The sequence below is a fragment of the Corynebacterium kalidii genome, assembly GCF_022869005.1.
Taxonomy (GTDB): Bacteria; Actinomycetota; Actinomycetes; order Mycobacteriales; family Mycobacteriaceae; genus Corynebacterium; species Corynebacterium kalidii.
Map to the genome: position 1 here is coordinate 48,035 of NZ_JALIEA010000013.1, position 12,344 is coordinate 60,378.

A 12,344-nucleotide genomic window follows, 5' to 3' on the forward strand; every position below is an offset into this window, starting at 1 on the left:
CCAGGCTCGTTTACGTACACCCAGGTTTTTGGCCCGGGGGTATTCCCATCATGCGGGAGGCGTGTTACTAAGGAGGCCCACCCATGTGGCACAACTGAACAAGGAGACACCATGCACACCCCTCCCATGTCCAAGAGACTCTGGGCCGAGTTCCTCGGCACGTTCTGGCTCGTCTTCGGCGGCTGCGGTTCCGCCGTGCTCGCAGCGAAAGTCATCGCGCAGGATTCCGGCGGTACCGTCAACATGGGCATCGGCTTCGTCGGTGTCGCCCTCGCCTTCGGCCTGACCGTCGTCACCGCCGCCTACGCCGTGGGCCACATCTCCGGTGGCCACTTCAATCCGGCGGTGACCCTGGGCTGTGCGCTGGCCAGGCGCGTCGAGTGGTCCGTGGTGGTCCCCTACTGGGTGGCCCAGGTCGTCGGCGCCACGGTGGCCGGCGCGGTGCTGTGGGTCGTCGCGGACGGGAAGAACGGTTTCAGTGCGTCAGAGTCCGGGTTCGCCACCAACGGTTACGGCGACCTGTCGCCGGACGGCTACTCCCTGGCCGCGGTCGCGCTCACCGAGGTCGTGCTGACCGCGGTGTTCCTGTGGGTGATCCTGGGGGTGACCTCGAAGAAGGCCCCGGCAGGTTTCGCCCCGCTCGCCATCGGCCTGGCCCTCACGCTGATCCACCTGATCTCGATCCCGGTGTCCAACACCTCGGTGAACCCCGCCCGTTCCCTCGGTGTGGCCTGGTTCGCCGGTGGGGACGCCCTGGGCCAGGTGTGGCTGTTCCTCGTGGCACCGTTGGTCGGTGCCGCCGTCGCGGGCGTGAGCTACGCCTTCCTCACCGGTGACGAGGACGAGGAACCTGCGGAGAAGGAGGCCCGCGTCGGCGCCGGCGCCTGAGTGCTAGAGCCGGTCAGGGCCGGTCAGAGCCGGCGCCGCAGCCAGGCGGAGAACTGGTCGACGAGGACCACGAGGATGAGCACCATGATGATGTAGGTGAACATCTCGTCGAACTGGAAGGTCTTGATCGACCGGTTGATCAGCAGCCCGATGCCGCCGGCACCGACGAGACCCAGCACCAGCGAGCTGCGGACGTTCACGTCGAAGCGGTAGAGCAGCAGCCCGGTGATCTGCGGCAGCGACATCGGCACGGTGGCGTGGGCGAGCTGCTGCAGGCGGGACGCCCCGGCGGTGCGTAGCGCGGTCTGCGGTCCCTGGTCGGTGTCTTCCACGGCCTCGGCCCAGAGCTTGCCCATCACGCCGGTGTTGTGCAGGATCAGCGCCATCACGCCGGCGAAGGGGCCCAGGCCCACGGCGGTGACGAGGATGAGGGCGAAGACGATGTCGGGGACGGCGCGCAGGAACGACAGGATGCTGCGGCACGCCTGGTAGACGAGCCTGTTGGAGGTCACGGTCCGGGCCGCGCCCATGGCCAGCACGATGGCGAAGGGCACGGAGAACGTGGTGCCGAGCAGGCCGATCCACAGGGTGGTGAGCAGGCCGTCCAGCCCGGGACGGATCACGGTGTCCCAGTCGAGGTCCGGCGGGACGGCCTCGGCGAAGAAGCTGACGATGTTCGACCAGCCGGCGACGAGGCGTTCGACGTAGAAGTCGGTGCTGCCGACCGCCACCCAGTGCACGGCGACGAGGGCGAGCAGACCGATGCCCCAGCCGATGTTCCGGCGGGTGGTGTCCTGCCGGGGAACCGGCGCGGGGGCGACGAGGGGTGGGGTGGTTTTCGTTGTCATGGCTGGGTCTCCGGTGTCCCGTCGGCGGTGTAGAGGCGTGAAACGGTGTCGAGGTCGGTGTCGGCGGCGGGTCGGTTGAAGGCGACCCGGCCCTGGCGCAGGCCGACGACGGAGTCGCAGTAGCCCAGGGCGAGTTCGGGTTGGTGGACCACGGCGACACAGGCCACGTCCGCCGCCCGGGTGATGTCCCGGAGCAGCTCCATGACCTGGTGTGCCGCGGTCGGGTCGAGGGCGGAGGTCGGTTCGTCGGCGAGGATCACCGCGGGCCGCTGGCACAGGGCCCGGGCGACGGCGACGCGCTGCTGCTGGCCGCCGGACAGTGACCCGGCCCGGTGGTGCGCCCGGTCGGAGAGGCCGACCTGCTCCAGGCAGCCCATCGCCTCCTCCCTGAGTGAGGTGGGGAAGGTCAGCGGGGTCATGCTGCGCCAGCCGGGGATGTGGGCGAGGCCACCGGTGCAGACATTGTCGAGCACGGTCCGTCGGGGGACCAGGTGGACCTTCTGGAAGACCATGGCGGTGCCGACGCCGGTCGGGACGCTGACGTCCCCGCGGTCGTGGGTCTCGAGTCCCGCCATGATGCGCAGTGCGGTGGATTTGCCGCTGCCGTTGGCGCCGAGCAGGGCGAGCATCTCGCCGCGGTGCGCGTCGAGCGAGACGTCGTGCAGGACGTGGTTGGTGCCGAAGCTCTTGGCGATGTGGGTGACGCGGACGAGGCGTTCGGTGGCGACGTCGGTGGGGTGGGTCATGGTGACGGAGGTCTGGTCGGTCATTCGACGTCCTCAGGGGTCATGCCGAGCTCGTCGGCGAGGTGGAAGAGCGAGCGGTAATCGTCTTTGGTGACGGGGACCAGCGGGCCGGGCGGGTCGACGTCGAGGAAGGCGGCGACCTCGGTGATGGTCTCCGGGCTGAGGCTGGTCAGCGCCTCGCGGAGGTTCTCCTTGAGTTCGGGGTTGGCGTCGCCGGGGATGGTGATCGGGTCGTTGGGGATGGGGTCGGACGTCCAGATCTGCCGGAAGTCGTCCGGGTTGAACGTCCCTTCGGCGGTGGCGCTGGCGAGGGTCTGGGAGTTGATCTGGGCGGCGTCGACGGCACCGTTCTTCAGGGAGAGCAGGGCCTCGGGGTGCCCGCCGGTGTAGTCCATGGTGAGGTCGTCCTCGGTGAGTCCGGCCTCGGAGACGGCCATGCGCGGCAGGGCGTCGCCGGAGGTCGAGCCGACCCCGCCGAGGGCGAGCTGGCGTCCCCGCAGGTCGTCGATGGTCCGGACCGGCGAGTCCTTCTGCACCCAGATCCCGGCGGTGTAGGTGGACAGGTTGCCCTCGGCGTCGCCGAAGGAGACGATGGGTTCGGCCTGGGCGATCCGGTCGGCGAAGACGTAGCCCAGCGGGCCGAACTGGCCGAGGTTGAGCGAGCCGTTGCGCATGGCCAGCACCTCGGCGGAGTAGTCCTCGACGATCTGGACCTCGACCCCGCAGTCCAGGGTCTCGCTGAGGTCCTCGGCGATGACCTGGTAGGCAGGTTCGAGTTTGTCGGGGGCCTCGTAGGGTTCGATGCCGAAGGCGATCCTGCCGTTGGGGCAGACCGGGTCGTCCGGCCCACGGCCGCCGGGGGCGCAGGCGGTGGTGAGCACAGAGGCCAGGGCGGTGACGGTGGCGAGGGCGGCGACGGCGGTGGTGCGGAGGAACCTGTTCTTCACGGCGGCGGTCATTTCCCCGGGGCGTCGGCCCCGGTGAGGACGAGGTCGGCGATGCCGAAGGACAGGGTCATCCCGATGCCGGAGGTGACCACCGCGACGGTGGTGCGGCCGTCCGGCCGGTGCAGCACGAGGTTCGTCGACGGGGAGTCGGCGTAGCGTCCCTGCCAGCGCTGGCGGACGACCGGCTGCCCGATGCCGAGGTAGCGGGTGGTGCGGTCGAGGAGCAGGTCGGACTGGTCGGCGTCGATGAAGGGTTCGGGGGAGGTGGCGTAGTCGTGGGAGTCGCCGACGAGGATGCCGCCGGGGACCGACGTGGCCATGACGTTGGCGATGGCCTCGGTGAGGGCCGGTTCGCGGCCGACGAGTTCGCGCCGCAGGTCGTCGACCGAGGGCATGGCGGCGATGCCGTCGTAGCGGGTCATGGAGGTGCCGGTCAGCATCGCCAGGTCGTCCGGGATGCCGGACGGCCGGTCGATGAGGGCCATGGTGAGTGTGCAGGTCCGTACGCCGTGTTCGTCGACGAGGTCGGGGAAGATGTCGTTGAGGTGCTCGCCGGGGCAGACGACGGTCTGTGCCGCCCGGAAGGTGCCGCGGCTGGTGTGCACCTCGCCGTCGCCGACGGCGTGCACGGAGGTGCGCCAGCTGAAGCGCACGCCCCGGGCGACGAGGTGCCGGGCGAGTGCCGGGGCGGCCTCCCGGGGATTGACGCGCATGTCGCGGGGCAGGTGGGCGCCGCCGAGGCAGTCGAGGGCGGGGTTGCCGAGCCTGTCGCGGACGGTGCCGGGGCCGAGCAGGCGGACGTCGGCGTCGCCCCGGTGCGCGTGGAACTCCTCGAGGACCTGCATCTCGGCGGCGGTGACGGCGGGCAGGACGGTGCCGGGGCGGGACGCCCGGAAGCCGGCGTCGGCCGCGGCGGCGGCCCAGCCGTCGGCGGAGACGGCGCCGAGGTCGCGGAGGTCGTCGGACTGGGCGGTGAAGCAGGCGTGGCCGAAGTTCTGGACGGAGGCGCCGACCGGGCGGTCGGAGCGGTCGATGACGTGGACGGAGAGCCCGTCGCGGTGTGCTCTCCAGGCCGTCGCCAGGCCGAGGATGCCGGCTCCGACGACGATGAGGTCTGCTGTGTCGGTCATGGTGCTCATTGTGGGGTGGTGCCGACGTCCTGTCCACACTTGTACGTACAAGTTCATGAACAGTTCACGTGTTCACGGTCCATTCACGACAAGTTCCCCTCGGGTTCCCGGGGAACTATGGACAATCAGCAGGTGGATGCTGCTAACCTCAGGTGCCATGCACTCCGACCGCGTCCCGAACTTGCACGTACAACTTCAGGACTACCTCCGCGACATGATCACCTCCGGTGAGCTGAAACCCGGTGACCCCATCCCCAGCGAGGCCGAGCTCTGCCGACGTTTCAACACCTCGCGCAGTCCCGTCCGGCAGGCCGTCACCGCCCTGCGGGCCGAGGGGCTGCTCTCCGGCGGGCAGGGACGCCGTTCGATCGTGCAGTCCCGGGCCAGCTCCCAGAGCTTCACCACGCTGCTGTCCTTCACCGAATGGTGCCGCTCCCTCGGCGCGGAGCCGGGGCAGCACACCCTGGAGCTGGCACGTCGTCCCGGGACCGACGAGGTCACCGCCTCCTTCGGTCTGGAGCCCGGCGCCGCCGTCGTCGAGGTCCTGCGCCTGCGGACCATGGACGGGACGCCGGCGATGCTCGAACGGGCGGCCTTCCCGCCGGACGTCGGCAAGCACCTCTTCGACTTCGACACCGACGCCGGGTCGATCTACGAGCACCTCACCGGCTGCGGCGTCGAGCTCTACCGCGCCGAGAACCGCATCGACGCCCTCGGCGCCCCGGACGTCGACGCCGGCCACCTCGGCGTCGCGCCGGACGCCCCGCTGCTGCGGGTGCAACGGCGCACCAGCGACCCGCGTGGGCGCCTGCTCGAGATCGCCGACGACCGGTACCTGCCGGACAGGGCCGCCTTCACCGTCGTCAACACCCGTTCCGGGGCAGCCGGGCTCTCGCTGCTCCCCTCCACCGACAGGACAGCATCATGACCCTCATCGTCTGCGACATCGCCGGAACCACCGTCAACGAGGACGGCATCGTCTACCGCGAACTGCGCGCCTGCGTGGAACGCCGCGGTGTCACCGTCACCGCCGACCAGGTCAACGCGGTGAAAGGCACGGAGAAGAGGTCGGCGATCACCGCCCTGCTCACCGCGGGAGGACGGGGGACCTCGGAGGAGGAGGTCGCGGAGACCTTCGCCGACTTCATGGACGGTCTGCGCCGCGCCTACGCCGAGCAGCCGCCCAGCCCCGTCGCCGGGGTGGAGGACCGGCTGCGCGCGGTCCGCGCGGCCGGCGGGTCCATCGCGCTGACCACCGGTTTCCAGCGCGACATCGCCGAGGTCGTCCTCCGCGCGTGCGGGTGGGGCGTCCGGCGGTTCTCCGTCGCGCCGGGGGAGGGGCACGTCCCCGCGCTCGAGGCGACCGGCGACGCGGGGTTCACCGTCGACGCACTGGTCACGTCCGACACGGTGCCGGCGGGGCGGCCGGCCCCGTACCTGATCCACCGCGCGATGGAGATGACCGGCGTGGCGTCCGTCGACGACGTCGTGTCGGTGGGGGACACCGTCGCTGACCTGCAGGCGGCGGCGAACGCGGGGGTCCGCGGCGTCGGTGTGCTCACCGGGTCGGTGGCGCGTGAGGTCCTGGAGGCGCAGCCGCATGCGCTGGTGCTCGACAGCCTCGCCGACCTGCCGGAGCTCGACGAGGTGCGGTAGGCGGACCGCGGCGCGTGCCGTCCCCCGTCTGATTCCGCACCGGCAACAATCGCTCTCTAAGAATCTATCCGCTAAACTACTTCGTGAAAGTAATGGCAGCGGACCCCGAGGAAAGAGAGCGACGATGTCCGGCACCAGTTCCGACCACCCCTACAACCCCGCGAAGCGGGCCGGATCCCACATCTACGTGTCCGGCGCACTGTCGGTCGACGCCGACTACCGGCCGGTGTCCGGGCGCCGTGAGGCGCTGGACGCCGCGTACGACCGCATGGTCGAGCGGCTGGCCACGGAAGGGGGGACCCCGGGAGACGTCGTCAAGCTCACGTATTATGTGACAGACCTATCCCTCCGTGAAGAGGCCAACCAGCAGTTCGTCGACAACTTCGCGGAGACGGGTGCAGCCCGCACCTTCCTGGAGGTCTCCCGACTTCCGTACGGTGCCTCGGTCGAGATTGACGCCATAGCGGTGACGGAGAGAGAGAACGCATGAGTTCAGAGGAGACCCCGGACTACGTCGACGGGATCATCGCGCAGTGGGCGAGGGTCGAGCCCGGGCTCGACGTCTCCCCGCTGCGGGTGTTCGGGCGCCTGCACAGGGCCTATCTCCTCTACAGCCACATCATCAGCGAGACCTTCGACGAGTACGGGATCAACCAGGCCGGATTCGACGTGCTGGCCTCGTTGAAACGGACGGGGCCGGACGCCACCGTCACACCGACGGAACTGGCGACGCAGTCCCTGGTGACCTCGGGAGGGGTGTCGCTGAGGCTCAACCGTCTCGAGGACGCCGGGCTCGTCGAACGCATCCGCGGACGGCAGGACCGGCGTGCCGTGGGGGTGCGGCTCACGGAGAAGGGCGACGAGCTCGTCTCGCGCGTCGCGCGTCACCACTTCGCCCGGGAGGCGGAGCTGCTCAGCGACCTCAGCGACGACGAGCAGCGTGTCCTGTCGGACCTGTTGCGGAGACTGTTCCACTCCCTCAACGCGGGGCAGGCCCCCGCCTGACGGCCGGATTCGCCCCGTACTGACCGCCGCAGACTGACAGTCTGCGGCGGTCACGTCTGTCCGGGCCCGGCTCCGGCGGGGATATGTATGTTGGTGGTCACATCGGGGGAACGGTGTGTTCCTGGACACCGGGGGTGATCGACGGGGGTGGTTGCGGGAGTCCGGGGATGTATTTCTTTGCCGGAAATAACTTAGCGATGAACTGCACTTCTTAGGGTCACCGTAGTTCCCTGCTGCGCCGACAGTGGTCTTTTCAGCGCGGAACGCATTGAGTGACCCGGCTCACCCATCTAGTATTGCGCCAAATAGTAAAGCGGTAAGTAATCAAGTGAGGAAGCGACCGCTGACCGCGTACCCCGCACCACCGGTCCGGCGAGACGAACCAGAGACCACGCCAGAGGAGCTGAACACATGACGGTCACCCCAGAGAAGACCCCGGAGAAGGACCCGGAGAAGATTCCGGACCTCCGCGTCGTCGACGCCGTCCGCCTCCACGGTGACTGGGTCACCGGCGCCGGGGACCTGTACACCGTCGTCGACCCCGCCACCGGGGCAGAGGTCCAGACGATCCACCAGATCTCCGCGGAGCAGGCCCGCGCCGCCATCGACGCCGCGGACACCGCCTTCCGGACGTCCGGGTGGCGGGACCTGATGCCCCACGAGCGGGCAGCTGGGCTCCGCCGCATCGCCGACGGCATCGACAGGAACCGGGAACGGCTCGCCAGGATCCAGACGGCGAACACGGGCAAGACCCTCACCGAGACCACGAAACTCGTCGCCAGTGCCGCCGGCACCTTCCGCTACTACGCGGCGGCCGTGGAGTCCCGTCAGGAGGCGGTGACCCCCCGGCGCGGCCCCTGGGACACGGTGAGCGTCCTGGAGCCGTTGGGTGTGGTCGCCGCGATCACCCCGTGGAACTCGCCGATCGCCTCCGACGCGCAGAAGATCGCCCCGGCCCTCGCGGCGGGTAACGCCGTGGTCCTCAAGCCGGCGGAGTGGACGCCCCTGGTGGCCATGGCGTTGATGGAGATCGTCGTCGCGTCCGGGCTGCCCGAGGGGCTGGTGACCGTCCTGCCCGGCAAGAGCGCCGTCATCGGCGACGCGATCACCGGGCACCCTGCCGTGGCGAAGATCTCGTTCACCGGTGGCACCGGGGCCGGCAAGCGCATCGCCCACCAGGCGGCCGACCGGCTGATCCCGACCACGCTGGAGCTCGGCGGGAAGTCGCCGACGATCGTGTGCGAGGACGCCGACGTCGACCAGGCACTCCAGGGGGTGTTGTTCGGGATCTTCTCGTCGACCGGGCAGAGCTGTATCGCCGGGTCCCGGCTGTTCGTGCACCGCAGCATCTACCGGGGGTTCGTCGACGAACTCGTCCGGCGCGCCCGGCAGTTGCGGATCGGCCCGGGGACGGACCCCGCCACCGACGTCGGCCCGCTGGTGCACGCGCGTCACCGCGACACCGTCCACGGGTACGTGGAGCGGGCGCGGGGTGAGGGCGGGACCGTCCTGTGCGGCGGGAAGGCCCCGGACGCGACGGAACTGGCGGACGGGAACTACTACGAGCCGACCGTGATCGAGGGGCTGGCGAACTCGAGCGACACCTGCCAGGAGGAGATCTTCGGCCCGGTGCTCGTCTGCCTGCCCTTCGACGACGAGGACGACCTGGTGGACCAGGCCAACGACACCGTGTACGGCCTGGCGGTGGGGATCTGGACGCCCGCGTACCTGCGTGCCCGGCGGCTGGCCCGGCGTATCGACGCCGGCACCGTCTGGATCAACACCTACAAGCAGTTCAGCATCTCGACCCCGTTCTCCGGGTTCAAGGACTCCGGTCTCGGGGTCGACAAGGGGCTGGACGGTCTCGCCGAGTACTCGAAGAGGAAGAGCCTCTACTGGGGTCTGGACCAGGCCCCGATGGGGTGGGGGAGGCCGACACCCCACCCCTCCGACCACGACACGTCACACACCGAGGAGACATCATGACCACTGCACAGCATCCACCGGTCGCGCAGCTGCGGAAGCTCCGGTTCGTCGAACTCCGGACCTCTGAGCTGGCCGACTCCACGGAGTTCTACTCCGGTGCCTGGGGACTCGAGGTCGTCGAGAAGGAGAAGGACACCTCGTGGCTGCGGGGCACCGGGTCCGAGCACCACATCCTCCAGCTGACCGACGCCGACAAGAACGGTCTGGGCCGCATCAGCTTCGCGGTCGGCACCCCGCGGGAGGTCGACGAGGCGGCGCGCCGGCTCGAGGCACGGAACATCCCGATCATCTCGGGCCCCGGGCCCTCGGAGAACGCCGGTGAAGGCTACAGCGTGAGCTTCATCGACCCGGAGGGCCGCCGGATCGAGCTTCTCGCGGACTTCTGGGCGGTGCCGGAGCGGCACACCGCCGACGCGATCCCGAAGGGCGTGACCCATGTCGTGCTGAACACCGCCGACATCGACACCGCCGTGGCGTTCTACTGCGACGTGCTGGGGATGCGGGTGTCGGACTGGTCGGAGCACCAGATGGCGTTCCTGCGCTGCAACAGCGACCACCATTCGATCGCCTTCAACCAGGCGCAGTGGGCCTCGGTCAACCACGTGGCCTACGAGATGCCGTCGGTGAACGACTTCATGCGCGGTATCGGACGGCTCAAGCAGTCCGGTGTCACCCCGCTCTGGGGTCCGGGCCGCCACGGCCCCGGCGACAACACCTTCTCGTACTTCGGTGACCCCGCCGGCCTGGTCTGCGAGTTCACCTCGGAGATCGCCCAGGTCGACGAGGACCAGTGGCTGTGCCGGGTGTGGCGCCGGGTGCCGGAGCTGTCCGACACCTGGGGCACCGCGGGGCCGCCGAGCAAGGACGTCCGTTCCCACATGGCGGGCATCCCGGACGAGGGGTCCTTCCACCTCCTCGACAACCGCTGACCCGCCACCACCGACACGAAAGGACCGTGATGACCACCATCGAACCAGCACCGTCCGTGAGGGAGGGGCCCTCGGGCGTCCACCTCACGGAGGCCGGGGACGGCATCCCCGTGTTCCTTCTCCACGGTATCGGCAGTTCCGGTGCGGTCTTCGACGACCAGCTGCCGTTGCTGGCCGACGAGCACCACGTCGTCGCCTGGGACGCCCCGGGCTACGGCCGGTCGGCCGACCCGGACGGCCCCCTGGGGATCGACGACTTCGCCGACATCGCCGCCGAGTGCATCCGCACCTGTTTCGACGACGGGGCGCACGTCGTCGGGATGTCTTGGGGCGGTGTCATCGCGACACGGCTGGCCCTGCGGCACCCGGAGCTCGTCCGGAGCCTGATCCTCGGCTCGTCGACGGTCGGCTCCGGCGGGGACCCCGGCAAGGCGGGGCAGATGCGTGGCCGTCCGGAGGAGCTCGGGCGGGTCGGGGCGGCGGCGTTCGCCGGGGACCGTGCGGTCCGCCTCGTCTCCCCGGACGCCACCGCGGAGCTGAAGCAGCAGGCGACCGCGCTGATGGAGTCGTCCATCCGGCTGCCCGGCTACGGCTACGCGGCGGAGTCCATGGCCACCACCGACCACACCGACGACCTCGGTGACGTCGCCGTCCCGACCCTGGTGTTCTGGGGCGACCGGGACGAGGTCACCGGGCGGGCCGCCGCGGTGCCGCTGATCGCCGGCATCCCCGGGGCGGTCGGTGTGGAGGTCCGCCACGCCGGGCACCTCACGAACCTGGAGTCCCCGGAGAACGTGACCACCTGGATCGCCTCGTTCGCCCTCATCGCCGAACGGATGAAGGAATCCGGACGGTACCTCAAGTCCACCCCACTGCCCGCTGCAGCCCTGTAGCGGAGCACCCCACCGAAAGGAACCACCACCATGTCCGACAACCAGCTGACCTACAACGACACCGTCGACCTCGCCGACTACACCGACTCGCTGGTCCTCACCCGTGAGAGCCGGTACGAGGACTGGGACACGCTCAACTTCCAGACCAAGGCCGGCGACCAGTTCGCCCGGGCGCAGATCCGCTACGTCGGTTCCGGTGCCACCGGCAACCACGACACGGACTCCCGGACCATCCCGTCGCGGGGCTTCACCTTCTCCAACATGCTCCTGCCCGCCGGGGCGGAGGGCCCGGAGCACACCCACAACGACGTCGAGGAGGCGTTCTTCGTCCTCGAAGGTGAGGTCGACGTCAGCGTCCACCGCGGTACCGAGGTCGTCACCCGCACCCTGGGCTACCGCGACATGATCGTGGTGCCGGCCGGGGTCCCCCGTAGCCTGAAGAACAACACCGACAAGCCCGCCCTGTTCTGCGTGATCATCGGCGCCCAGAAGCCGGAGATCCCGACGTACCCGGAGACCTCCGTGATGCACGGGATCACCAGGGACTGATCGCGATGGCTGTTCCACGGACACTCCTGGTCACCGGAGCAGGCCGCGGCCTCGGACGGACGATCGCCCTCGACCTGGCACGCTGCGGCTGGCACCTCTGGCTCGCGGACATCCGGGACAGCGCGGTGCAGGACACCGCGCGCCGGATCGTCAACGCCGGTGGGTCGGCGTCCCCGCTGGCCGTGGACATCTCCGACCCGGACGCTGTCGCCGACCTGGGCCGGGAGCTGCAGGCGGCGGGGCCGTTGCACGGCCTGGTGAACTGCGCCGCCCTGGCCGACGGTGTCGGCGGGTCGCCGGTGCACGAACTCCCCCTCGCCGAGTGGGACCGTGTGCTGTCGGTCAACCTCCGTGGCAGCTTCCTGATGCTCCGCATGGCGGCCCCGTTGATCATCGCCGCCGGTGGCGGGGCGGTCGTCAACATCGGCTCCGACGCGGCGACGAACGGGTCGGCGAACCTGGCCCACTACATCACCTCCAAGGGCGGACTGGCGGCCCTCACCCGGGCCGCCGCCAGCGACCTGGGCCCCCACGGGGTCACGGTGAACACCGTCTCGCCCGGGCTCACCGAGTCCGAGTCGGCGGCGAAGGTGCCGGAGACACGCCACGAGGAGTACCGGCGGCAACGCGCCCTGCTGCGCGACCAGCAGCCCACCGACATCACCGGGGTGGTCCGGCTCCTGCTGTCCGACGAGGGCAGCTACATCACCGGCCAGGAGATCCTCGTCAACGGCGGATTCGTCTTCCGCTGATCACCCAGCAACTAC

14 protein-coding genes are annotated in these 12,344 nt (G+C 69.9%); 10 read left to right on the plus strand and 4 right to left on the minus strand.

Annotated elements, in window-relative coordinates:
• The first annotated feature begins 111 nt into the window (after positions 1–111).
• Positions 112–888: an aquaporin Z gene (gene aqpZ / locus MUN33_RS08460; RefSeq protein WP_244804487.1), complete on the plus strand. Its 777-nt coding sequence runs from the start codon at positions 112–114 to the stop codon at positions 886–888.
• A gap of 23 nt (positions 889–911) precedes the next feature.
• Here the strand turns inward: aqpZ and phnE are convergent, their stop codons facing one another.
• Genes phnE through MUN33_RS08480 form a run of 4 tightly spaced genes read right to left on the minus strand, consistent with a single transcriptional unit; the run spans position 912 to position 4,559 of the window.
• The gene (phnE, locus tag MUN33_RS08465; RefSeq protein WP_244804488.1) at positions 912–1,736 is read right to left on the minus strand and encodes a phosphonate ABC transporter, permease protein PhnE; all 825 of its coding nucleotides are present in this window, start codon (positions 1,734–1,736) and stop codon (positions 912–914) included.
• The gene (locus MUN33_RS08470) at positions 1,733–2,506 is read right to left on the minus strand and encodes a phosphonate ABC transporter ATP-binding protein (RefSeq protein WP_244804489.1); all 774 of its coding nucleotides are present in this window, start codon (positions 2,504–2,506) and stop codon (positions 1,733–1,735) included. Before MUN33_RS08470 ends, phnE begins: the two co-directional genes overlap by 4 nt.
• A complete protein-coding gene (locus MUN33_RS08475; protein WP_244804490.1) occupies positions 2,503–3,429 on the minus strand; it encodes a phosphate/phosphite/phosphonate ABC transporter substrate-binding protein in 927 nt (308 codons plus the stop codon). Before MUN33_RS08475 ends, MUN33_RS08470 begins: the two co-directional genes overlap by 4 nt.
• A gap of 8 nt (positions 3,430–3,437) precedes the next feature.
• Positions 3,438–4,559, minus strand: a complete 1,122-nt coding sequence (locus tag MUN33_RS08480; protein WP_244804491.1) for a TIGR03364 family FAD-dependent oxidoreductase — start codon at positions 4,557–4,559, stop codon at positions 3,438–3,440.
• Between the two features lie 157 nt (positions 4,560–4,716).
• Here MUN33_RS08480 and MUN33_RS08485 point away from each other — a divergent pair, with 157 nt between their 5' ends.
• The 9 genes from MUN33_RS08485 (at position 4,717) to MUN33_RS08525 (ending at position 12,329) form a co-directional block, all read left to right on the plus strand.
• On the plus strand, positions 4,717–5,487 hold the full coding sequence (locus MUN33_RS08485) for a GntR family transcriptional regulator (protein ID WP_244804492.1): 771 nt from the start codon (positions 4,717–4,719) through the stop codon (positions 5,485–5,487).
• Positions 5,484–6,215, plus strand: a complete 732-nt coding sequence (locus MUN33_RS08490) for an HAD family hydrolase (RefSeq protein WP_244804493.1) — start codon at positions 5,484–5,486, stop codon at positions 6,213–6,215. The genes MUN33_RS08485 and MUN33_RS08490 overlap by 4 nt, the downstream gene beginning before the upstream one ends.
• A gap of 124 nt (positions 6,216–6,339) precedes the next feature.
• Positions 6,340–6,705 carry a RidA family protein gene (locus MUN33_RS08495; protein WP_244804494.1) on the plus strand — a complete coding sequence of 122 codons (366 nt, stop codon included), beginning with the start codon at positions 6,340–6,342 and terminating at the stop codon, positions 6,703–6,705.
• A complete protein-coding gene (locus MUN33_RS08500) occupies positions 6,702–7,220 on the plus strand; it encodes a MarR family winged helix-turn-helix transcriptional regulator (RefSeq protein ID WP_244804495.1) in 519 nt (172 codons plus the stop codon). Before MUN33_RS08495 ends, MUN33_RS08500 begins: the two co-directional genes overlap by 4 nt.
• 411 nt (positions 7,221–7,631) lie before the next feature.
• Positions 7,632–9,206, plus strand: a complete 1,575-nt coding sequence (locus tag MUN33_RS08505; RefSeq protein ID WP_244804496.1) for an aldehyde dehydrogenase — start codon at positions 7,632–7,634, stop codon at positions 9,204–9,206.
• The gene (locus MUN33_RS08510; protein WP_244804497.1) at positions 9,203–10,135 is read left to right on the plus strand and encodes a VOC family protein; all 933 of its coding nucleotides are present in this window, start codon (positions 9,203–9,205) and stop codon (positions 10,133–10,135) included. The genes MUN33_RS08505 and MUN33_RS08510 overlap by 4 nt, the downstream gene beginning before the upstream one ends.
• A 29-nt stretch (positions 10,136–10,164) precedes the next feature.
• Complete coding sequence (locus MUN33_RS08515) at positions 10,165–11,028, plus strand: alpha/beta fold hydrolase (RefSeq protein ID WP_244804498.1); 864 nt, start codon at positions 10,165–10,167, stop codon at positions 11,026–11,028.
• A 30-nt stretch (positions 11,029–11,058) separates the two neighbouring features.
• A complete protein-coding gene (locus MUN33_RS08520) occupies positions 11,059–11,577 on the plus strand; it encodes a cupin domain-containing protein (protein ID WP_244804499.1) in 519 nt (172 codons plus the stop codon).
• A gap of 5 nt (positions 11,578–11,582) precedes the next feature.
• Positions 11,583–12,329 carry an SDR family NAD(P)-dependent oxidoreductase gene (locus MUN33_RS08525; RefSeq protein ID WP_244804500.1) on the plus strand — a complete coding sequence of 249 codons (747 nt, stop codon included), beginning with the start codon at positions 11,583–11,585 and terminating at the stop codon, positions 12,327–12,329.
• Positions 12,330–12,344 lie beyond the last annotated feature (15 nt).

Bases quoted from the DNA above. Each gene is read 5' to 3' on its own strand.
- aqpZ (WP_244804487.1), top strand. From the start codon at position 112: ATGCACACCCCTCCCATGTCCAAGAGACTCTGGGCCGAGTTCCTCGGC.
- phnE (WP_244804488.1), bottom strand. From the start codon at position 1,736: ATGACAACGAAAACCACCCCACCCCTCGTCGCCCCCGCGCCGGTTCCC.
- MUN33_RS08470 (WP_244804489.1), bottom strand. From the start codon at position 2,506: ATGACCGACCAGACCTCCGTCACCATGACCCACCCCACCGACGTCGCC.
- MUN33_RS08480 (WP_244804491.1), bottom strand. From the start codon at position 4,559: ATGACCGACACAGCAGACCTCATCGTCGTCGGAGCCGGCATCCTCGGC.
- MUN33_RS08485 (WP_244804492.1), top strand. From the start codon at position 4,717: ATGCACTCCGACCGCGTCCCGAACTTGCACGTACAACTTCAGGACTAC.
- MUN33_RS08490 (WP_244804493.1), top strand. From the start codon at position 5,484: ATGACCCTCATCGTCTGCGACATCGCCGGAACCACCGTCAACGAGGAC.
- MUN33_RS08495 (WP_244804494.1), top strand. From the start codon at position 6,340: ATGTCCGGCACCAGTTCCGACCACCCCTACAACCCCGCGAAGCGGGCC.
- MUN33_RS08500 (WP_244804495.1), top strand. From the start codon at position 6,702: ATGAGTTCAGAGGAGACCCCGGACTACGTCGACGGGATCATCGCGCAG.
- MUN33_RS08505 (WP_244804496.1), top strand. From the start codon at position 7,632: ATGACGGTCACCCCAGAGAAGACCCCGGAGAAGGACCCGGAGAAGATT.
- MUN33_RS08510 (WP_244804497.1), top strand. From the start codon at position 9,203: ATGACCACTGCACAGCATCCACCGGTCGCGCAGCTGCGGAAGCTCCGG.
- MUN33_RS08515 (WP_244804498.1), top strand. From the start codon at position 10,165: ATGACCACCATCGAACCAGCACCGTCCGTGAGGGAGGGGCCCTCGGGC.
- MUN33_RS08520 (WP_244804499.1), top strand. From the start codon at position 11,059: ATGTCCGACAACCAGCTGACCTACAACGACACCGTCGACCTCGCCGAC.
- MUN33_RS08525 (WP_244804500.1), top strand. From the start codon at position 11,583: ATGGCTGTTCCACGGACACTCCTGGTCACCGGAGCAGGCCGCGGCCTC.